Origin of the sequence: Nocardioides marmoriginsengisoli (genome assembly GCF_003725695.1) — a bacterium.
GTDB classification, from domain to species: Bacteria; Actinomycetota; Actinomycetes; order Propionibacteriales; family Nocardioidaceae; genus Marmoricola; species Marmoricola marmoriginsengisoli.
Genome location: NZ_RJSE01000009.1, coordinates 1 through 19,174 on the forward strand (window position 1 = coordinate 1; position 19,174 = coordinate 19,174).

General features: G+C 71.3%; 19 protein-coding genes and 3 tRNA genes. 11 read left to right on the top strand and 11 right to left on the bottom strand.

Going from position 1 to position 19,174, the window contains the following annotated elements:
* The coding region (locus EFK50_RS22355) for a hypothetical protein (RefSeq protein WP_221177481.1) at window positions 1–545 on the top strand (545 nt) is incomplete at its 5' end.
* A 184-nt stretch (window positions 546–729) separates the two neighbouring features.
* Here the strand turns inward: EFK50_RS22355 and EFK50_RS18675 are convergent.
* The 5 genes from EFK50_RS18675 to EFK50_RS18695 all read right to left on the bottom strand — a co-directional run bounded on the left by EFK50_RS18675 (window position 730) and on the right by EFK50_RS18695 (window position 7,602).
* Window positions 730–3,018: a sensor histidine kinase gene (locus tag EFK50_RS18675; RefSeq protein WP_123229122.1), complete on the bottom strand. Its 2,289-nt coding sequence runs from the start codon at window positions 3,016–3,018 to the stop codon at window positions 730–732.
* A 17-nt stretch (window positions 3,019–3,035) separates the two neighbouring features.
* Window positions 3,036–3,761: a sortase gene (locus tag EFK50_RS18680; RefSeq protein WP_123229123.1), complete on the bottom strand. Its 726-nt coding sequence runs from the start codon at window positions 3,759–3,761 to the stop codon at window positions 3,036–3,038.
* A gap of 72 nt (window positions 3,762–3,833) precedes the next feature.
* Window positions 3,834–5,171, bottom strand: a complete 1,338-nt coding sequence (locus tag EFK50_RS18685; RefSeq protein ID WP_148046232.1) for a DUF7933 domain-containing protein — start codon at window positions 5,169–5,171, stop codon at window positions 3,834–3,836.
* Window positions 5,172–5,342: 171 nt separating this feature from the next.
* Window positions 5,343–6,062, bottom strand: coding sequence for a response regulator (locus EFK50_RS18690; protein WP_183407915.1), 720 nt, complete (start codon window positions 6,060–6,062; stop codon window positions 5,343–5,345).
* 121 nt (window positions 6,063–6,183) lie between these two features.
* On the bottom strand, window positions 6,184–7,602 hold the full coding sequence (locus EFK50_RS18695; protein WP_123229126.1) for an AlbA family DNA-binding domain-containing protein: 1,419 nt from the start codon (window positions 7,600–7,602) through the stop codon (window positions 6,184–6,186).
* A gap of 134 nt (window positions 7,603–7,736) precedes the next feature.
* Here EFK50_RS18695 and EFK50_RS18700 point away from each other — a divergent pair.
* The 4 genes from EFK50_RS18700 to EFK50_RS18715 all read left to right on the top strand — a co-directional run bounded on the left by EFK50_RS18700 (window position 7,737) and on the right by EFK50_RS18715 (window position 10,769).
* Window positions 7,737–7,809: transfer RNA gene (locus EFK50_RS18700), tRNA-Lys, on the top strand.
* Between the two features lie 112 nt (window positions 7,810–7,921).
* On the top strand, window positions 7,922–8,194 hold the full coding sequence (locus EFK50_RS18705; protein ID WP_123229127.1) for an HU family DNA-binding protein: 273 nt from the start codon (window positions 7,922–7,924) through the stop codon (window positions 8,192–8,194).
* 95 nt (window positions 8,195–8,289) lie between these two features.
* Window positions 8,290–9,432, top strand: coding sequence for a serine hydrolase domain-containing protein (locus EFK50_RS18710; protein WP_221177482.1), 1,143 nt, complete (start codon window positions 8,290–8,292; stop codon window positions 9,430–9,432).
* A complete protein-coding gene (locus EFK50_RS18715; RefSeq protein WP_123229129.1) occupies window positions 9,429–10,769 on the top strand; it encodes a flavin-containing monooxygenase in 1,341 nt (446 codons plus the stop codon). The genes EFK50_RS18710 and EFK50_RS18715 overlap by 4 nt, the downstream gene beginning before the upstream one ends.
* A gap of 22 nt (window positions 10,770–10,791) precedes the next feature.
* On the opposite strand, the gene EFK50_RS18720 is transcribed toward EFK50_RS18715, so the two are convergent.
* The 3 genes from EFK50_RS18720 to EFK50_RS18730 are packed head-to-tail and all read right to left on the bottom strand — an operon-like array spanning window position 10,792 to window position 13,708.
* On the bottom strand, window positions 10,792–11,733 hold the full coding sequence (locus EFK50_RS18720; RefSeq protein WP_123229130.1) for an alpha/beta hydrolase: 942 nt from the start codon (window positions 11,731–11,733) through the stop codon (window positions 10,792–10,794).
* On the bottom strand, window positions 11,733–12,788 hold the full coding sequence (locus EFK50_RS18725; RefSeq protein WP_123229574.1) for an NAD(P)H-dependent amine dehydrogenase family protein: 1,056 nt from the start codon (window positions 12,786–12,788) through the stop codon (window positions 11,733–11,735). Before EFK50_RS18725 ends, EFK50_RS18720 begins: the two co-directional genes overlap by 1 nt.
* A gap of 32 nt (window positions 12,789–12,820) precedes the next feature.
* Window positions 12,821–13,708 (bottom strand): LLM class flavin-dependent oxidoreductase, encoded by an 888-nt coding sequence (locus EFK50_RS18730; protein WP_123229131.1) that lies wholly within the window; start codon window positions 13,706–13,708, stop codon window positions 12,821–12,823.
* A 67-nt stretch (window positions 13,709–13,775) separates the two neighbouring features.
* On the opposite strand from EFK50_RS18730, the gene EFK50_RS18735 reads away from it, so the two are divergent.
* A complete protein-coding gene (locus EFK50_RS18735; RefSeq protein WP_183407916.1) occupies window positions 13,776–14,456 on the top strand; it encodes a PaaI family thioesterase in 681 nt (226 codons plus the stop codon).
* Window positions 14,457–14,465: 9 nt separating this feature from the next.
* Here the strand turns inward: EFK50_RS18735 and EFK50_RS18740 are convergent, their stop codons facing one another.
* The gene (locus EFK50_RS18740; protein ID WP_123229132.1) at window positions 14,466–15,908 is read right to left on the bottom strand and encodes an NAD(P)/FAD-dependent oxidoreductase; all 1,443 of its coding nucleotides are present in this window, start codon (window positions 15,906–15,908) and stop codon (window positions 14,466–14,468) included.
* A 157-nt stretch (window positions 15,909–16,065) separates the two neighbouring features.
* Here EFK50_RS18740 and EFK50_RS18745 point away from each other — a divergent pair, with 157 nt between their 5' ends.
* From EFK50_RS18745 to EFK50_RS18755, 3 genes are read left to right on the top strand one after another with little or no spacing between them, the layout of a single operon-like run.
* Window positions 16,066–17,025 carry an ATP-binding protein gene (locus EFK50_RS18745; protein ID WP_183407917.1) on the top strand — a complete coding sequence of 320 codons (960 nt, stop codon included), beginning with the start codon at window positions 16,066–16,068 and terminating at the stop codon, window positions 17,023–17,025.
* Window positions 17,022–17,438 carry a fluoride efflux transporter FluC gene (locus EFK50_RS18750; RefSeq protein WP_123229134.1) on the top strand — a complete coding sequence of 139 codons (417 nt, stop codon included), beginning with the start codon at window positions 17,022–17,024 and terminating at the stop codon, window positions 17,436–17,438. The genes EFK50_RS18745 and EFK50_RS18750 overlap by 4 nt, the downstream gene beginning before the upstream one ends.
* Window positions 17,435–17,761, top strand: coding sequence for a fluoride efflux transporter FluC (locus EFK50_RS18755; RefSeq protein ID WP_123229135.1), 327 nt, complete (start codon window positions 17,435–17,437; stop codon window positions 17,759–17,761). Before EFK50_RS18750 ends, EFK50_RS18755 begins: the two co-directional genes overlap by 4 nt.
* A gap of 31 nt (window positions 17,762–17,792) precedes the next feature.
* Here EFK50_RS18755 and EFK50_RS18760 read toward each other — a convergent pair whose 3' ends face one another.
* A complete protein-coding gene (locus EFK50_RS18760) occupies window positions 17,793–18,140 on the bottom strand; it encodes a metallopeptidase family protein (protein ID WP_123229136.1) in 348 nt (115 codons plus the stop codon).
* 90 nt (window positions 18,141–18,230) lie between these two features.
* On the opposite strand from EFK50_RS18760, the gene EFK50_RS18765 reads away from it, so the two are divergent.
* Together EFK50_RS18765 and EFK50_RS18770 are read left to right on the top strand one after the other, a co-directional pair.
* Window positions 18,231–18,303 (top strand) — tRNA-Glu (locus EFK50_RS18765).
* A gap of 64 nt (window positions 18,304–18,367) precedes the next feature.
* Window positions 18,368–18,441 (top strand) — tRNA-Asp (locus tag EFK50_RS18770).
* A gap of 74 nt (window positions 18,442–18,515) precedes the next feature.
* Here EFK50_RS18770 and EFK50_RS21945 read toward each other — a convergent pair.
* On the bottom strand, window positions 18,516–19,139 hold the full coding sequence (locus tag EFK50_RS21945) for a hypothetical protein (RefSeq protein ID WP_148046233.1): 624 nt from the start codon (window positions 19,137–19,139) through the stop codon (window positions 18,516–18,518).
* Window positions 19,140–19,174 lie beyond the last annotated feature (35 nt).

Sequence of the window (19,174 nt, forward strand, 5' to 3'; positions counted from 1 at the left end):
TCGAGCCTGCCAAGGCGTCCAAGCCCGCCAAGGCACCCAAGCCCCCGAAGAAGCCGAAACCCGCCAAGACCCAGCCCGCCAAGGACCCCGAGCCGATCCCGCGCTTCGTCGAGTTCCGACCCGGGAACACCTTGAACTACCTCTTCGGGGCGCTGTTCCTGGTCTTCGTGGTGGGCGCGGTGATCGCGATCTTCGTGGCCGTCTCCAACGGCGGCTCCCCGGCCGTCTTCGCCGCCGCCGGCATGGTCCTGGCCGCGATGGCCTCCTGGTGGGCGCTGCTGAACTGGACCCCCGCGATCGTCTCGATCAGCAACGGCACCCTGGAGATCTCCCGGGGCGCCAGCTCCACCACCTGGGACCTGCGCGATCCGGCCACGGACCTCACCATGTCCGGCTCGCCGACGTCACGGTCGTGGAAGACCGTCCTGAAGGCGAAGGACGGCAAGCAGCACACGATCAGCAGCTCGACCGTCGAGCCCGAGCAGTTCGCCCAGATCGTCGAGCACTACCGCTCCGGCAAGGACGCCGAGATCTCTGCGGACTGACTCAGACGTCGGCACGCCGGAGCTGCCGGCAGCGGACCAGCAGCACGACCCAGCGCACAAGACACCGCCCCGGACCCGAGCCGGCGGGATCTCCGGTCTCCGGCAGCACCGCCGGGTCGTCCGGGTTGTCCCCGGTCGTGGTCGACCGACTGCTGCGCCATTTGTCCCCCGAAGGGGGCGGCCTTCAGGCGACGATGACCTCGGCGACCTCCTGGTCGGCGAGCACCGTGCGCGACACCCTCCACGACGGCGGCAGCTCCGACTCGCCGGCATCGTCCCCGGTCGGCGGGCCGACGATGATCAGCCGGGTGCCGGCGGTGGTCGGGAACCAGCCGACGGTGACGTCGGCTCCCTCGGCCGCCGACGCCACCGAGCGCAGTACCAGTCCGCCGATCGCCCCTGCCGCGGCGTCGTCGGGCGCGTCCTGGTCACCGCTTCGGATCGTCAGCCGGACGCCGCGCGACCGGGCCGCCGCCAGGGCGTGCGCGAACCAGCCGCTCATCCGGTACGACGACGGGCTGAGCAGCAGGAGCTGGCGCAGGTAGCCCTCCTCGGCCCCGCACGCGGCCCGCACGCCCGGGTCGTCGAGATCGAGCCCGCCGGTGCCGAGGCCGCGGAGCAGGTCCGCCGACCGTTCGAGGCTCGCGGTTCCCCAGCGCCGCCGCGCCGCCTCGATCTCGCGCCGGCTCGCCACCTCCACCGAGGCCTGCGCCGCGAGCACGCGGGCGTTCTCCGACTCGGCGACCACCCGGACCACGAGCTTCTCGAAGTACCACCAGCCGACGGCGAGCCCCAGCGACGGCGCCGCGCCCACCACCACGACGGCACCGTACGACGCTGAGTCCGCCCACATCACCGCGGACAGGACCGCGGTGGTCCCGACCAGCAACGCACCGGCGGTGAGCGCGGCACGGAGGTGGCCGAGGGCCAGCAGGATCAGGATGAGCGAGCTGATCCCGATCGCCTGGAAGGTGATGACCTCGGTACGCCCGAAGTCGATCCCGGCCACCGCGGCCACGAAGCCCACCGGGAACGCTGCCACCAGCAGAGCGACGACCGGCGCCGGCAGCCTCCCGGTCCGACGCGAGGCAAGACCCGCGATCCCGAGACAGCTCGCCACCAGGGCCAGCATGGCGTAGGTCCAGGTGAGCTGCCCGGGACGGTTCGCTGCTTCGATCACGAAGCCGACCACCACGGCGCCGACGCTCAGCAGCCAGCACGCGCGCCGGATCAACCGGCCCGAGATGCCGTCGACATCGGTCGCCAGGTCGGCAGCCGAGGTGCGGGTCGGCCCACCGCCCGACACCGAGGAGCTGATCGTGACACGGGTGCCCTCGCCGGGTCGCGACGCGATGTCGACCTTCCCGCCTACGGCCGCGACGCGTCCGCGGATCGACCGTTCGATGCCGTGACCGGCGCTCGCGTCGGCCTCGAACCCGACCCCGTCGTCGACGACCGTGACGATCACCTCTGAACCGACGCGCGCAAGGTCCAGGCGCACGGTCTCGGCGCGGGCGTGCTTGCCGGCGTTCCGGATGGCCTCGTCGGCCGAGCCCACCAGGGCGTCGACGACCTCCGGCGCCAGGACGTCCTGGAGCTCGTCGAGATCGGATCCGGTCAGGCCGGTCCGCACGAGCTCGACGCCCGCGATCCCGTCCCCGATCTCGGTCAGCCGGCGGGAAGCCTGCCCGCGTCGTCCTTCCAGCAGGCCCTCCACGACCCGTAGGTCGCCGCGGCACCGGGCGCGCACCACGTCCGCACGGTCGACCGTGCTCACCCCGTTGGCGACCGCACCGAGCGTGTTGACGACCGTGTCGTGCAGCAGTCGTGCGTCCTCGGCGGACTCGTCACCGGTCCGACGCAGCACCTCCTGCTCCTGGCGCTCCTCCTCGAGCTGCTCGATGTTGAGGTCGGCCTGCTCCGCCAGGCCCCACAACGACGTCATCGCCACCCGCACGACGACGACGATCGTCAGCGCGGTCACGACGAACGCCGACGCCTCCTCGAGGCGCCAGACCGGGCTCACCGTGACCAGGACGGCCACCACCGTGACCGAGCCCACGATCGGGAACCAGGTCCGGCCCCGGTGGGTCAGCGCGATCGCCGACCCCATGTAGAGCAGGTTCCCCAGCCAGCACGCCGCCAGGGTGATCGCGTCGTCCATCGATCGTGCCGCGAGGTAGTCCACCAGCCACAGGCCGTAGCCGAGGGCGAGACAGACCTCGATGCCGCCGTACCCGCGCAGGCAGCCGACGGCGACGACGATCAGCAGCAGGTGCAGCGCGACCATCAGCAACGGCGAGATCCGCGGGTCGCCCACGGCGACCACGGCCGCGAGCAGGACGTTCCAGCCCACCAGCCCGTAGAGCATCGCGCGGCGCAGCGATTCCGCGACGCTTCTGGACGCGACACCGCCGTCCCCCAGGCCGGTGGCGCGGATCGTGCGCAGGAGCTTCAGGAGACGGTCGACCACGAGGACATCGAACCAGATCAGCTTGCGGTCGAGCGCTGGACCGGGCGCGCTCGGACCTCGATGCCGATAGCGACGTTGCGCAAGTCGGTGTGGAAGGTCTCAGCGCAGGTGACCAGGGTCAGGTAGTGCTTCTTGGTCGGCCGGTTCGCGGACAGGTCCGGGTCCGGGGTCGACCAGGTCGGCCAGACCGTGGTGTCGGGGACCCGGTAGCGGGTGCCGTCGGTGATCAGGCGGTAGGTCACTACCCGGGTGGCCGTCTCGATCTCGACGAGATCGCCGACCCGCAGCGACGGGAACGGTGCGAACGGCGAGCCGTGGGTGACCCGGTGGCCGGCGAGGACGACGTTGCCGGCCTCACCCGGCCGGGCGCCGCCGTCGTACTGGCCGATGCCGCGCGCGAGATCGTCCTCGTCCCAGCCCTGGACGATCGGCGCGGCGAACTCCTTGCCCCCCGTGTCGAACCTCGGGATCCGGAGCACGCCGACTTCTCCCGGCGCGAGGCCGCGCTCCCAGGATTCCTCGATGCGTCGTACGGACTTCTGGAGCTCGGTCGACGCGGTGTTGTCGTCGACCACAGCGGCGGCAGCCTCCCGGGCGGTGCCGAGCTGGTCGTACCCGACCAGGCCCGCTCCGGCGAAAGTCAGGGTGAGCCCGGCGACGAGCAACCGACGACGCCGCGGACGAGCTGCCCGGTGCGCACCCGGGCGACGCGGGGAGGCCGCGATCGGCTGCTCGTCCGGCATCGGTCTCCCTCCCCTCCCCGAGTGCACCCGCTGCGCCCCTGGTGAGGAGGAGCGCAGCGGGTGGCATGGTGTCTACAGCGCGGTGCGCTTCCGGCGCGAGGCGATCGCGACGGTCGTCAGGCCGAGAACGGCCAGGCCGGCACCGCCGGCGGTCATCCACAGGTCACCGTTTCCAGCGGCCGGCGCACCGGTCTCCGGCAGCACCGGCTCCGGGGAACCCGGCGTAGCCGGCGCGGTGAAGACGACCTCGGTGACCGCGGGCTTGTCGAGACCGCGGGAGGTGATGTTCTCCGGACCGTTCTTGTAGGTGCCCTCCGCGTCCGCGGTGACCGGGACGGTGATCGTGCAGCTGGCCTCGCCGCTCGCCAGGTCGCCGTTCTCGACCTTGATCGAGGTCGCGCCGACGACGGCGGTGACGTCACCGGCAGCACAGGTGGACGTCGCGTCGCCGGCGACCTCCAGGCCCGGGGAGAGCTTGTCGGTGAAGCTCCAGCCGGACTTGCCGCCGAGCTCGGAGGTGTTGGTCACCGTGAAGACGAGGTCGACCGGGTCGCCCGGCTGCTCGTCACCGGTGGCCACGAAGTCCTTGTCGAGCTGCGGGGTGACGTCGAGGACCTTCACGTCGTCGTACGCGTGGTCGTTGCCGCCACCGCTGCCGTTCTCGTTCCTCAGCGCGATGCCGACCTGGTCGGCGTCGAACAGGACCGCGTTGCCGCCGGTCAGCGTGACGGCCCGCGGCGCGTCGCTGGGCGCTCCGGTGCACGGGTTGAGCGCGGTGTTGTTGACGACGTTCTCCGTGCCCGCGTCCACGAGGTAGAACTTCAGCAGCGGAGCGCTCGCCCGCACGCAGTTCGAGACGGCGACGTTCGCGGAGATCGTCAGGAACCGGCCGTCCGCGTTCAGCGGCAGCAGGTTCTTCGTCTGGAACTCGACCAGGTTGGCGCCCGGGTTGGCGTCGGTGTACGCCGTGACGGCGTGGTTCGCGGTGTCGGGGCTGGTGCCGTTCAGGGCCCCGAGGATCGTGGCCAGCTCGCGGAGCTCGCCGCCCTTCGTCGGGCTGGTCACACCGGCGCCGGTCGCCGCGGTGTAGCCGGCGGTCACCTGGTCGGCATCGGTCGTCGTCCCGTCGATGACGAGTCCGTTACCGGCCGCGGCGGAGAGCCAGGCCGGGTCGGCGGTGTACTTGCCGCCGGCGTAGTCGGCGAGCTTGCTGAGCTCGCCCGAGGCCAGCCCGGTGCCGAAGCCCTCGGAGAACACCACCGTGGGGGCGCTCGGCGTGCCCGGGTTGCCGGGTGCAGCGGTCGCGCTGGACACCAGTCCCGTCGCCGGAAGCGCGGCCGCCATGCCGAGGACGAACGTCCCCAGGGCTACCTTGCGTACTGAACCTGCTGTGCGAAGTCGAACCGTCATCGTGCGCCTGTCGTTCGGGCTCCTGCGACGTCGCCGACCGGAGCGGATCCTGAGGGATGCATCGAACGTTAGGCAGCAACACGGGGGTCGAACCCGTCATCCGGGCTCGGGAACCCCAGATGACCCCCGAACAGGGGACAGGATGTCCCCCGGTTCCGAGCCGGGCCGGGTTCAGGCGTTCGGAGCGACCTGCGCGTCGGGTTCGGCGTCGCCGAGATCGAGGTACCCGTCGGTCAGGGCGACCCGGTTGAGGTCGACCTTCGAGCGGACCGGGCGACCGGCGCCGGCGTACTTGGCCTTGACCCGATCGAGGTACGTCTTCGCGGTGTCCCGCTTCACCCCGAGCGACGCCGCGACTGCGTCCAGCGTCAGGCCCGAGGCGTACAGCACCAGGGCGCGTTCCTCCTGGTCGCTCAGTGCCGGGCGCTGCGCGTCTCCGGCCATCACGGCAGCCAGCTCCGGGGTCATCCACTGACCGCGGCCCAGGACGGTCCACGCCGCTCCGACGATGTCCTCCTCCGGATCGCGCTTGCCGACGACGCCGCCGACCCCCGCGCGCAGGATCTCCCGCACCAGCGGCGGTGACGCCATCGCGGACAGGACCAGCACCCGGAGACCTGCCCGGGTCAGGGCACGCACCGTCTCGGGGTCGGCACTCTGCCCGCGGTCCACCACCAGGTCCAGCACGAGGAGGTGCGGACGCTCGGCCGGCGTGGCCGTCTCGAGCCAGCGCACGAAGTCCGGGAGGGAGTCGGCCGTGAACACCACGCGCATCCCGGCCTGGCGGTCGAACAGCTCCTGGGTGCGCTGACGCTGGAGGAGGTGGTCTTCGACGATGGCGAGCCGCCAGTAGTCGGGAATGCTCTCACCCAAATCGACAGCACTTGCCACCTGACACCCCCTGCTCAGACACTGACGGATCTATCCAACAGGGTAAATGCCCCGTGCGCCGACAAACCCGGCGAGTCCGGACTACCCGTGCTCCCTGCGGGGACACGGTCGACCGGCGCCGTCACGAGCGGGAGGGATGCAGCCGGAACGGCACGCCTCGATCCCTGGCCCACCGTTCCACCTGCTGCCGCCGGTCACCCCATCCCCAGCCGACGATCGTGCCGTCGGCCTCGAGCTGGGTCGGCTCGGCGATCCCGAAGTGGTGGAGGAGCACCGTGAGCGCGTCCCGCGCAGCTCGGAGGCGACCCGGCGGATCCGCCGCCTCGGCGAGGTCGGCGGTGCTCTCGGACTGGATCGGACGGCGGATCGCCCGGGTGCCGCGGATCCGGTGCAGCCCGTCGTTGCTCGCGGCTTGGAGGGTGAGCGGAGGATCGAACTCTCCCGTGGTCAGCCCCTGCTCGGCGATGCCGACCACGACGTCCGCGCCACCCCACGCCCCCGCTTGGTGGCTGGCCCAGGACAGGGCGAGATCGGTGAGCAGGATCGTGTCGTCCGCCAGGGTGCGCTCGCCGATGCAGGCCGGATCCTCGCGGCTGGTGTTCGTCACGATCGGCGTGGCCACGAACGCGCGTCCGTCCACGTAGAGCTCGGCATAGGCGTCGCCGCGCGGATCGGCTGCCTCCTCGTCGGCTCGCGCCGGGGACTCGGACAAGGTGATGCGTTCGGGCGCCGGGGTCAGGATCCCCGCGCGCAGGAATCGTTGCAGCGGCGAGACGAATTGGTACTCGCGGTGCCACCACGTCGTCATGGCCTCGAGGGCGCTCTTGTCGAGGCGTTGCGGCGCCGGCGCCTCGGGGACGACGGCCAGGTAGAGCCAGGTCCCGGTGTCGGCCCGCTGGAGCGCGTCGAGCCCGGAGCCGACGGTCTGGTCGCGGAGAGCCGCCATCGCCGCGCGGCCGCCGAACCTGGCGCGATAGCGCTCGGCCACCTCGTGCTCCAGGAGCCACCGGGTGCCGGTGTTGTCGCGCACCGGGTAGTGCAGGGGCCGGCGCTCGTTGCCGGTCGCACCGCGGACGGCGTGCGGCGCCAGCGAGCTCGGCGGGACGATCAGGACGAGGTAGAAGCCGCCGGCCGCCGCCTCGACCGGGACGACGTGGAACTGCGGCGCCGGACTGGCGTGGTTCACCAGCGCCTGGCGGAGTCGCTGGGTGACGGCGGCCGGGTCCGTCACCGCCGGGACCGCATCCACCGCGACGTCCTTCTCGTCCTTCACCCCGATCACGAGGAGGCCGCCGAGGTGGTTGGCGAAGGAGCAGACGTCCTTGGCGAACTCCTGCTCGGGGCTCCAGCCCTTCTCCTTCGCCGGCGGCGACGCGGCGGCTCCGGACTCCGCGAGGTGCGGCGTCGCCTTGAAGTCGAGCTGCTCGGTCTCGCGCACCCCGAGGGCGACCAGGCGCTGGATGACGGCCTCGGTCAGTCCGCTCTCGTCGAGCGAGGTCTCGAGCAGCTCCTCGAGTGCGGGCGAACGCCAGATCGGCACGGAGGAGACCTTCCGTCAGGGTGGGCGGCCGCTGGCCAACCTACCCTGGGACCCCGCGGGCGAAGGCTCCGGCAGTAGGCTCGCGCCACGGCATCGGAACCGCAGGGGCTCGCCCCGGACCGGTCCCCTGCCCGGGGCCCCTAGCTCAATTGGCAGAGCAGCGGACTTTTAATCCGCGGGTTCAGGGTTCGATCCCCTGGGGGCCCACTCCGCGAAGTTTTTTCCGACACGGCGCGCCGACAACGGCCCCGCGGTAGGCCCCGGGGGCGCGGCGGCATAGGGTTCTGAAGCATTCCTCACCACGATCCCAGGGAGAGTCATGAACAAGAAGGAACTGATCGAGAAGGTCGCCGCCGAGGCCGACACCACCGCTGCCGCCGCCGGCCGCGTTCTCGAGGCCGCGCTCGACACGATCGCTGCCGAGCTGGCCAAGGGCGAGAGCGTCGTCCTCGCCGGTTTCGGCCAGTTCGAGGTTCGGCGCCGCGAGGCCCGTACCGGCCGCAACCCGCAGACCGGCGCCGAGATCGCGATCGCCGCGAGCAACGCCCCGGCCTTCAAGGCTGCCGCCGCGCTGAAGCGCTCGGTCAACTGAAGTAGCTGAACCGCCGAACGGCGGCGTGGCGGGCGCGAGCCCTCCGCGCCGCCGTTCGCGTTCCCAGGAACGAGAACCCGTTCTATGGTGACCCGGTGACTGAGGCGATGAGCATCGAGGGCACCTGCGCGGACGGCTTCGAACCGCTGCGGGATCTACTGGAGACCAACCTGGCGAACGGCGAGGACGCCGGCGCCAGCATCGCGGTCGTGCGCGACGGCGAGCTGGTCGTTGACCTGTGGGGCGGCGAGGCCCGTCCCGGCGTCGCCTGGGCCCGCGACACGATCACCCAGGTCTGGTCGGTCACCAAGGCGATGGGCGCGCTCACCGTGCTCACCCAGGTGGAGAAGGGGCTGATCGACCTGGACGCCCCGGTCACCGAGTACTGGCCGGCGTACGGGGCGCAGGGCAAGGAGAATGTCCTGGTCCGACACCTGCTCGGGCACACCAGTGGCGTCCCCGGCTGGACACCGCCGATCAGGATCGACGAGATCCTCGACCTGGAGTACTCCGAGGGCGTGCTCGCCGACGAGACGCCCTGGTACGAGCCGGGCAGCGCGCCGGCGTACCAGCTGGTCTGCCACGGCCACCTCCTCGACGCCGTGGTCCGCGGCGCCGTCGGCCGGCCGCTCGCCGACGTGCTGCACGACCAGGTGATGGCCCCGCTCGGGGGCGGCTTCCGGCTCGGCGTCCCCGACGAGGAACTCGACCGCTGCGCCGACCTGATCGCGCCGCCCCCGTCCGGTCTCGACTTCGGCGCGATGGGACCGGACCACTTCCTGATCCGAACGATCCTCAACCCGCTGCTCTCCATCGACGCCTGCAACGGCGCCGCGTGGCGTCAGGGCGCCGTCGGCGGCGCGGGCGGGCACGGCAACGCCCGTGGCATCGCGCGGGCCCAGGCACTGATCTCGCACGGCGGCGAGGTCGACGGCGTCCGGCTGCTCTCCGAGGAGACGATCGACCGGATCTTCGAGGTCCAGTCCGAGGGCGACGACCTGCTGCTCGGCGTACCGGTCCGGTTCGGGATGGGCTACGCCCTCCCGATGAGCTCGGCGCCGGCGATCCCGGAGGGCCGGGTCTGCTGGTGGACCGGGTACGGCGGCGCGATCGTCGTCAACGACCTGGACACCCGTACGACGTTCGCCTACGCGCCGAACAAGCTCGCCGACCACATGGTCGCCTCGCCTCGCACCGACGGTTACGTCCGCGCGGCGTTCGCGGCGGTGCGCGGATGAGCCCGCGGGTCTGCATCATCGGCGCCGGCTGCTCGGGCATCACCACCGCGAAGCGGCTCGCCGAGTTCGGGATCGACTACGACCAGTTCGAGCTCTCCGACGACGTGGGCGGCAACTGGTACTTCCGCAACCCCAACGGCCGGTCGGCGGTCTACGAGTCGCTGCACATCGACACCTCGACCGCGCGACTGCAGTTCGAGGACTTCCCCGCCCCCGCGGACTACCCGGATTTCCCGCACCACACCCTGATCCACGACTACTTCCGCGCGTACGTCGACGAGTTCGGCCTGCGCGACAAGATCGAGTTCAACACCGGCGTCGAGCGGGCAGCACGTCGTGAGGGCGGTGGCTGGGAGGTCACCCTGTCGACCGGTGAGACCCGCTCCTACACCGACCTGGTGGTCGCCAACGGGCACCACTGGAACCCCAGCCTCCCGACGTACGAGGGCACCTTCGCCGGGGACCTGATCCACGCGCACGCCTACGTCAACCCGTTCGAGCCGATCGAGATCCGCGGCAAGCGGGTGATCGTCGTCGGGATGGGCAACTCGGCGATGGACATCGCCTCCGAGCTCTCGAACCGGTGGATGGCGGAGAAGCTGTACGTCTCCGCCCGCCGCGGCGTGTGGGTGCTGCCGAAGTACCGCAACGGCATCGCCGCCGACAAGGTGATGGCGCCGCCGGACATCCCGCGCGAGGTCGGGCTGGCCGCGGGCCGCGCCCTGATCAAGGAGCTCGTCGGCAGCATGACCAACTACGGCCTGCCCGAGCCCGATCACGAGCCGCTTTCGGCGCACCCCTCGGTCAGCGCCGACTTCCTGACCCGGGCAGGGTCCGGCGACATCCACATGCTGGCCGCGATCAAGGGCTTCGACGGGCACACCGTGCACCTGGTCGACGGCACCTCGGTCGAGGCGGACGTGGTCATCTGCGCCACCGGGTACGAGATGCGGTTCCCGTTCTTCGACGCCGGCCCGGACGGCGCGGGCGAGGCCGACCTGCACCCGGACTCCGACCACCAGTACCCGCTGTTCAAGCGGATGATCAAGCCCGGCGTGGAGAACCTGTACTTCCTCGGCCTGGCCCAGTCGTCACCGACGATCGTGAACCTCGCCGAGCAGCAGTCCAAGCTGCTGGCCCGGCTGCTCACCGGCGAGTACGCGCTGCCGAGCGTCGAGGACCAGGTGCGGATCATGGAGGCCGACCAGGCCGAGCACACCGCGCAGTACTACGCGGCGCCGCGGCACACGATCCAGATCGACTTCGCCCGGTACGTCGTGGACCTGCTCGCCGAGATCGAGGCCGGCACCGCCCGAGCGGCGAACCAGAACGCCTGATTCGGCGGACGCAAGGGCCGACTCAACGGACCAGAAGGGCCTCTTCGGCGGGGGCGAGGGCTCGGCGCAGGGCGGCGAGGAGGTCGGCGTTCATGCGCTGGACGACGGCCGCGGCGGGGACCAGCTGGGCGCCGTGGAAGGTCCCCGGGTAGGTGTGCAGCTCGACCGAGACCCCGGCCGCGAGCATCCGCATCGCGTACTCGATGCCTTCGTCGCGGAGCGGGTCCAGCTCGCAGGTGACCACGTACGCCGGCGGCAACCCGGCGAGGTTCTCCATCCGGGCGGGAGCGGCGTACCCGTCGGCGGGACGGCCGCCGAGGTAGTGCTGCCAGGACAGCACCGCCTGCGGTCGGCTCCACATCGGGGTGTCGGTGAACGCGGTCATCGACGGGGTCCCGAGCCGGTCGTCCAGCTCGGGGATGCCGAGCGACTGGAAGCGGAGCGCCGGCCCGCCGCGGTCCCGGGCGAGCAGCGCCGTCGCGGCCGCGAGCCCGCCACCGGCGCTCTGGCCGTGCACCGCGAGCCGGGCCGGGTCGACCCCGGCCAGGCCGGCCAGGTGCTGGAGCCCGCGGTAGCAGTCCTCCAGACCGGCCGGGTAGGGGTGCTCCGGCGCGAGCCGGTAGTCCACGCTCACCACGACCGCCGGCAGCGCGTTCGCGAGCGCGACCGCCCCGCCGTGCTCGGTCTCGATGCTGCCGATGCAGAAGCCGCCGCCGTGCAGGTAGAGGATCCCCGGCAGGTCGCCGGCGGCCTCGCGCGGCCGGTAGGTGCGCACCGGGACCCCGTCGACGACCTCGTCGGTGATGTCGAGAGTCTCCTCGCCCGGCACCGGACCAGCGGGCAGCCAGGCGTCGAACATCGCCCGGACGGCCGGGATGTCGTCGAACGCCGCCACGGTCTCCGGCAGCAGCTCGACGATCGCGCGGAGCTCGGGGTCGAGCGAGGGGAACCGCGAGGCGTCCATCAACGCGCCAGGTCGGGGTGCGCCCGGCCGGCCACCACCGGCAGGTCCACGAAGGTGAGGATGCCGGGCTCGGCGGCGCAGACGTACGGGATCGAGTTCACGCAGTGCGCCGCGGTGACCACGATGCCGGGGTTGCGCTCCAGGCCGGCCGCGACCGAGCTCGGGTGCCAGCCGTGGATCATCACCAGGCAGTCAGGGTCGCCCTTGACCTCCACCTCGAAGCGCTTGCCCTCGGGGCCGAACACCCACGGCGGGTCCAGGTGCTCGTCGCCCATCAGCCAGTTCACCGCGACCCGGACCACCTTGGTCTCGCCGATGAACGCCTCCCAGGCGAACTGCTGGGCGGCGACCTGGCCGGGCTCGATCACGCCGATCGGCGAGTCGATCGGGGCGGTCGCGACCGCCACTTCGCGGGTCGCCCGGATCTCGGCGTCCGCGAAGCCCAGGGTGTCCAGGCACATCTGCACGGACTGGTGGAAGCCGTTGGAGAGCAGCGCCAGCATCGGCCCGGACATCGCCTCCTCCGGCGTACCGCCGAAGCCCATGATGTGCCGGACGACGTCGGGCGCGTTGTAGGTGCGGATGTCGGAGTACTCCTCACCGCGGACGTAGGTGATCGCGGAGGAGAGGCCGGAGAAGAACAGCGGCTGCTGCTCGGTGGCACCGCCGGGGTCGATGCCGGTGCCGTGCAGCGTGACGCCGCCCTCGAGGCAGTGCGGCTCCATTCGGGACCGCTCCTGCTCGGTGGGCCAGAACCAGCCGAGCGGGGTCACGACGTTCTTCCCGGACTTCAGGATCGCCGCCACCTCCTTCGGGTTCGGCATCAGCGGCGAGTACAGGACGCAGTCGGCCTCCAGCGCGAGGATCTCCTCGATGCTGTTGGTGGCGACGACTCCGATCGGGTCGCCGCCGAGGATCTCGCCGACGTCCTTGCCGGCCTTCTCGGCCGAGTGCACCCAGCAGCCGACCAGCTCAAGGTCGGGGTGCAGCAGGATCTGGCCGATCGCGGCCTGGCCGACTCCGCCGGTGGCCCACTGAATCACTCGCAACGTCATGTAGAACACGTTCTAGTAAACGGAGGGTGCCGTCAAGACCTCGCAGCCACCAGCTCGGTTGCCGCGGCGAGGCAGCGCAGGTCGGTCGTCGCCGGGACCAGGATGAACTCGTCGCAGCCGGCGTCGGCGGCGCCGTCGAGGATCTCGCCGAGGACCTCCGGTGTCGAGGCGCGGGCGCTGCGGCCGATCGCGGCGGCCAGGTCCGGGCCGAGGAAGCCCAGGTAGCGCGTCGTGAACGCCTCCAGCGCGTCGGCGGCATCCGGGACGCCGACAGCGAAGAAGCAGCCGCTGACCTTGCGGGGCGCGGCGTCGCGGCCCTCCTCGCGCCAGCAGTCGTCGGCCAGGTCGTTGGTCCGGACGATCTCCTCGGCGTCACCGGCGATGCTGAAGCCGCTGACCCCGTCCGCCCACCGCGCCGCCCGCCGCATCGACTTCGGCCCCATCGCGCCGGCCAACAGCTTCGGGCCGCCCGGCTGCACGCACGCCGGACCGACCGGGTCGGCACCCTCGAAGGGCGGCTTCCCGGCGAGCAGCGCCTGGAGCTCGGCGACCTTCTCGTCGAGCCGGGCGTGCCGGCCGGCGAAGGAGGCGTCCAGAGCGCGGTAGTCGTCCTCGCGACCGCCGACACCGACGGCCACCTCCAGGCGCCCGTTCGAGATCTGGTCCAGGGTGCCGATCTGCTGGGCCACCATCGCCATCGGGTGCTGCGGCAGCACCCAGAGGTTGGCGAGCACCCGGACCCGCTCGGTGACGGCGGCGCACGCACCCAGGGTCGCCACCATCTCCGGGTTCGAGAACGTCACCCGCTCCCCGACCGAGACGCTCGAGAACGGGCCGGCGTCGATCCCGCGAGCCCAGTCAACGGTCGTTCCCGGGCCGTAGCCGGGAGCCATCTGCGGAAGCGCGACACCGATCTCCATGCGGCCGACCTTCTCACGTGCTGCGGCTCACGTCGCGGAGAATTGGAACTCGTTCTACTCTGGCGGCATGACACGCGCTCCCTTCGAGTACCGGACCGTCGACATGACCGACGAGGAATTCGCGCGCGAGCAAGCCGTGTACGGCGGCCTGACCGAGTCCCTGCGCCGCCTCGGCGAGGTCAGCCTGCGCACCACCGTCGACCAGGACACCGTGCTCGAGGCGCAGCGCCAGATCGAGGAGATCACTGCCCGCCTCTCCGCGGAGATGATCCCGGCCAACTTCGGGGTCGTGGTGACCACCAGCGGCCACGTCCGCGGCTACGGGAACGCGGTGGTCGGCCTCCGCAACCCGATCGCGCCGCCGCTGAAGATCGTCCAGGACCGCGAGAAGGGGGGAGCCAGCTCGGAGTTCTTCCTGAACGCGCTCTACGAGGGCCCTCCGGGCAAGGTCCACGGCGGCGTCCTAGCGCTGGTCCTCGACCAGATCTTCGGCGAGGCCGCGGCAGCCGGCGGGACCCCCGGGATGACCGGGACCCTGACCCTGCGCTACCGGAAGCCGACCGCTCTCGGAGCGCTGACCGCGGAGGCATGGGTCGACTCCGCCGAGGGCATCAAGACGGTCGTCAAGGGGTGGGTCAAGGACGCCGACGGCGAGACCACCGTCGAGGCCGAGGGACTCTTCATCCTCCCCCGGTGGGCCCGGGAGCAGCTCGCCGCCAGCGGAGAGCCGCCGCCGCAGTACGAGTGACCTGCGGAGTCAGGCCTCGGAGCGTCCCCGCGCACCGGCATCGGTCAGCCGGGACTCCTCCAGCGCCTGCGCCTCGAGCTCCTCGCGGCTGCGCACCGGCGACGGCGCACTGACCAGCTCGGCGGCACCGCCCTTGAGGCGCTTCAGCGCCGCTCGGGCGAAGATCTGCTGCTCGGTCGCGGTCCGCTCAGAGCGGTCGTTGCCGATGAAGGTGACCGCCCAGTGCAGCAGCGCGGTGACCTGGTTCTTGAAGCCGGTGATGTAGAAGAGGTGCACCGCCAGCCACATCAGCCAGGCGATGAAGCCGGAGAGCCGCAGCTTGCCGACGGTGGCCACCGCGCTGAACCTCGAGATGGTGGCCATGCTGCCCTTGTCGAAGTACTTGAAGCCGGCCTGCGGCGCCTTCCCGCGCAACCGCCCGTCGATCTCGCGGGCGGCGTACCGAGCCCCCTGGATCGCCACCTGCGCGACGCCGGGGAGGTTGTCCAGCGACACCATGTCGCCGACCACGAACACCTCGGGGTGACCGGGGAGCGTCAGGTCGGGGTTGACCGAGATCCGGCCGGCGCGGTCGAGCGCGGCGCCGGTCTGCTCGGCGAGGGTCTTGCCCAGCGGGCTGGCCTGGACGCCGGCCGCCCAGACCTTGGTCACCGCCTCGATCCGGCGGCGGGTGCCGTCCTTGTCCTGCACCTCGAGACCGCGCTCGTCGACGGCCACGACCATCGCGCCGAGCTGGACCTCGACGCCGATCCCGGCGAGCTTCTTCTGGGTCCAGGCGCCGAGCTTGGCGCCGAACGGCGGCAGCACCTGCGGGGCGGCGTCGACCAGGATCACCCGGGCCTTGCGGGTGTTGATCGCGCGGAAGTCGCGCTTCAGGGTCTTGTGGGCGAGCTCGGCGATCTGACCGGCCATCTCGACACCGGTCGGGCCGGCACCGACCACGACGAAGGTGAGCAGGTGGTCGACGTCCTGGCCGCGGGCCGCCATCACCTCGGCCAGCTCGAAGGCACCGAAGATCCGGCCGCGGAGCTCCAGCGCGTCGTCGATGCTCTTCATGCCCGGGGCGAACTCGGAGAACTGGTCGTTGCCGAAGTACGACTGACCGGCGCCGGCCGCGACGATCAACGAGTCGTACGGCGTCTCCAGCTGGCGTCCGAGGACGTGCGAGGTGACCGTCCGGGCCTCCAGGTCGATCCCGGTGACGTCGCCGAGGAGCACGGTCGCGTTCTTCTGCTTCGCCAGCACCTCACGGGTCGGCGGAGCGATCTCGCCCTCGGAGAGGATGCCGGTCGCGACCTGGTAGAGCAGCGGCTGGAACAGGTGGTGGGTGGTCTTCGCGACCATCGTCACGTCCACGTCGGAGCGGCGCAGGGCCTTCGTGCCGAACAGTCCGCCGAAGCCCGAGCCGATCACGACCACGCGGTGACGCTGCTCCCCGGTCCTGGTTGCCATGCCTCCATTCTCCCGTTTTCGCTCGCGGGCCGACAATTGAGAGGACGTCTCGTCGGTCACACGCTTCCCCGAATCCGAGTCTCGAATGTGGTTTGATCCGGGTGGAGGGATGGGCACCAGCCCTGTTGAACCGTCCCCGACCCCGGAGTCCGCATCCGTGCCCCAGAACCAGCGAACACTGGCACTGCCGGCGAGTCCGCCGTCGGTGCGGCTGGCGCGCGACTGGGTCACCGGTGTCCTGGTCGACATCGGCCGCCCCGAGCTGGCCGAGAGCGCCCGGCTGGCCGTCTCCGAGCTGGTCACCAACGCGATCCTGCACGCCGACCCCCCGATGACCGTGCACGTCCGCGGCACGGTCGACCATCCGCGGATCGAGGTCACCGACCAGTCCCTGGTCCCCCCGCAGCAGCGGCACTCGGCGGCGGAGATCGACATCGACGACGAGTTCTCCTGGTCGACGGTCGGCCGCGGCCTGGACCTGGTCGCCAGCTACGCCGTCCGCTGGGGCGCGGACATCGACGCCCGCGGCAGCGGCAAGGTGGTCTGGTTCGAGCCGGCCGCCGAACCCGGCGAGGCGCCGGTCGCGGGAGCGCTCTTCGACCTCGACGAGGTGATGGCGACCCGCGGCGAGGTGGACGTCGACCCTGACGACCGGATGATGCTGCAGCTGCTGAACATGCCGGTGGAGCTGTTCTCGCACCTGCGCCGGCACTTCAACGAGCTCGGCCGCGAGCTGCGGCTGCTCGCGATCAGCGACCCCGACCGCTACCCGATCGCGGTGGAGTTCGCCGAGGCCTACCTGCAGGTCGAGCACGAGCGCCGGCACGTCATCGGGCTGGAGCCGCTCGACGCGGCGATGGAGGCCGGTGCCGAGTCCGTCGACCTGGAGTACAGCGCACCGCCGAGCGCGCCCCACTCGATGGCCCGGCTGTCGAGGCTGCTCGACGAGATCTACCGCAGCTTCGCCGACGACAGCCTGCTCGCGGTCCGCCCCGGCCCGGACCTGCTCGCGCTGCAGCGCTGGTACCTCGGCGAGTTCAGCCGGCAGGCCCGCGGTGAGGCGCCTCGACCCTGGCGCGGTCCGACGCGGATGTCGGCGCGCCAGGAGGTTTCGTGACCGCACCACCGCTGCGGGCCGCGCTGATCGCCGCAGCCGCCGGCGGGGTCCTCGGGTCGCTGGCCCGGTTCGGGCTCACCGAGTGGTTCGAGGTGGGAACCGGCTTCCCCTGGACGGGCTTCGCGATCAACGTCGCCGGGAGCGCGCTGCTGGCGGGGCTGGCGGGCATCGCCGCGGTCCGCCGTACGCCGTGGCTGGGGGTGTTCCTCGGCACCGGGGTCCTCGGCGGCTTCACGACCATGTCCGCGGCATCGGCGGAGACCGTCGTACTCCTCGAGCGCGACCAGGACCTGACCGCGCTCCTGTACGCCGCCGGGACCCTGCTGGCCGCGCTGGTCGCGGTCTGGCTGGTCGACCGCTGGGTCGGACCGGCCGAGCGGGCCGCGGCCGAGGACGCGGGGGTGGACGAATGACCGCGCTGCTCGTCGCGCTGGGTGCCGCGGTCGGTGCGCCGCTGCGGTTGCTCGCGGCCCGGTACCTGGACCACCGGGGTCGTGCCGGCACGCTGGCGGTCAACCTGCTCGGCTCGGCCCTGCTCGGCTGGCTCGTCGGGCACGGGGTCGACGGGCGACCGATGGCGCTGCTCGGCACCGGCTTCTGCGGTGCCTTCACCACCTACTCCGCGGTCGCGGTGCAGTCGGTCAACCGGGGCGGTTGGCGAGGGTTCGGGTACGCCGTCGGGACCGTGCTGGGGTGTCTGGCGGCGGCGTGGGCGGGGTACCGGATCGGCACCTAGCCCACTCCCGGCACCTCAGGTGACGCGGTCGCTAACCCCAACCCCACTCGTGGAGCTGGTCGTCATCGATCCCGAAGTGGTGGGCGATCTCGTGGACCACGGTGATCTCGATCTCCTCCGCCAGCTCCTCGACATCGGCGCACATCCGCAGCAGCGGTCCCCGGAACACGAAGACCTGGTCCGGGGCCAGGAAGGTGTAGGTGCTGTCCCGCTCGGTGAGCGGCGTGCCGACGTACAGGCCGAGCAGGTCGGACTCGTCCGGGGGCGGCTCCTCCTCGACCAGCACCACGACGTTGTCCAGGAGCGCGGCGAGCTGCGGCGGGATCCTGTCGAGAGCCTCGCCCACGAGGTCGTCGAAGAGGTCGTCGGCCAGATCCATGGCGTCAGCCTAGGAGGCCGGTCCAGATTTGTCGGGCCCCGCCGCCGCCCCTATGCTTGACCGGTCCCCTGCGCTCTGCGCGGTGGGCAGGCCCCCATCGTCTAGTGGCCTAGGACGTCGCCCTTTCACGGCGGTAGCACGGGTTCGAATCCCGTTGGGGGTGCGATTGTGAGAGTGGCCGGTGGATGCGTTAACATTCCGTGGCTTCACAATCCGAAGCACAACCAGGCCCCGTAGCGCAGTTGGTTAGCGCGCCGCCCTGTCACGGCGGAGGCCGCGGGTTCGAGTCCCGTCGGGGTCGCAAGAGAGAACGAGAGCCCGGACCATCAGGTCCGGGCTCTCGTGGTCTTTTGAGAGGGGCGACCTCGTCGACTCCTACTCCTCGACGACGGCTCGCATCGACGTGACGTTCGAGCTGAAGATCTGCTCCGGGTTAAGACTGCTGGGCTCGAAGACGGTCTCCGTAGCGCTCACCATCGTGCCGTCGGTTCGAAAGGTGCGGACATTCCGTTCTACGCGTAGATCATCCAGCCTGGACTTCGCGAGCTGCCCGTCAACAGGCAACGTGTACTTCCCGGGACCGAACTCTGCGGGAGCCTTCACGGAAACCAGGACCGTCGTGATCGTCACGTCTCCGTCAGAGCCACGCCCGACGTCGCAACTGAGCATCGCGGGCGTAGCCGTCGGGCAGGAGGGCCTTTGCGGATGATCTCCCTCGGGCTCCTCGTAGAGCCTCCAGGTGTGCTGACCTTCGTTCCCGAAGTCGACGTACCGAGCGCCGGTTCCGGCAGCCGAACGACTTGCCGCACCGTTCTCGCCGAGCGACCCATGGCGAGCGGGTCCGAGCGGGCTGGTTCCCGAGAATGCCCGTCTAGCCGCGGCCTCAAAGGCTTCGGCCGACGTCGGCGACCCGAGGGCGGCGGGCGCCGGCACAGCGGCGCGATCACCACTACGCGTCGCCAGTGCGATACCACCACACGCCGCGGCCACCAGGAACACCGCAGAAGCCACTGGGACGGTCCGTCCTGAACGTT

What these genes read in the sequence shown, in the direction of transcription:
- EFK50_RS18680 (WP_123229123.1), bottom strand. Translation starts at nt 3,761, where the DNA reads ATGCCGGACGAGCAGCCGATCGCGGCCTCCCCGCGTCGCCCGGGTGCG.
- EFK50_RS18685 (WP_148046232.1), bottom strand. Translation starts at nt 5,171, where the DNA reads ATGACGGTTCGACTTCGCACAGCAGGTTCAGTACGCAAGGTAGCCCTG.
- EFK50_RS18705 (WP_123229127.1), top strand. Translation starts at nt 7,922, where the DNA reads ATGAACAAGAAGGAACTGATCGAGAAGGTCGCCGCCGAGGCCGACACC.
- EFK50_RS18715 (WP_123229129.1), top strand. Translation starts at nt 9,429, where the DNA reads ATGAGCCCGCGGGTCTGCATCATCGGCGCCGGCTGCTCGGGCATCACC.
- EFK50_RS18720 (WP_123229130.1), bottom strand. Translation starts at nt 11,733, where the DNA reads ATGGACGCCTCGCGGTTCCCCTCGCTCGACCCCGAGCTCCGCGCGATC.
- EFK50_RS18725 (WP_123229574.1), bottom strand. Translation starts at nt 12,788, where the DNA reads ATGACGTTGCGAGTGATTCAGTGGGCCACCGGCGGAGTCGGCCAGGCC.
- EFK50_RS18730 (WP_123229131.1), bottom strand. Translation starts at nt 13,708, where the DNA reads ATGGAGATCGGTGTCGCGCTTCCGCAGATGGCTCCCGGCTACGGCCCG.
- EFK50_RS18735 (WP_183407916.1), top strand. Translation starts at nt 13,776, where the DNA reads ATGACACGCGCTCCCTTCGAGTACCGGACCGTCGACATGACCGACGAG.
- EFK50_RS18740 (WP_123229132.1), bottom strand. Translation starts at nt 15,908, where the DNA reads ATGGCAACCAGGACCGGGGAGCAGCGTCACCGCGTGGTCGTGATCGGC.
- EFK50_RS18755 (WP_123229135.1), top strand. Translation starts at nt 17,435, where the DNA reads ATGACCGCGCTGCTCGTCGCGCTGGGTGCCGCGGTCGGTGCGCCGCTG.
- EFK50_RS18760 (WP_123229136.1), bottom strand. Translation starts at nt 18,140, where the DNA reads ATGGATCTGGCCGACGACCTCTTCGACGACCTCGTGGGCGAGGCTCTC.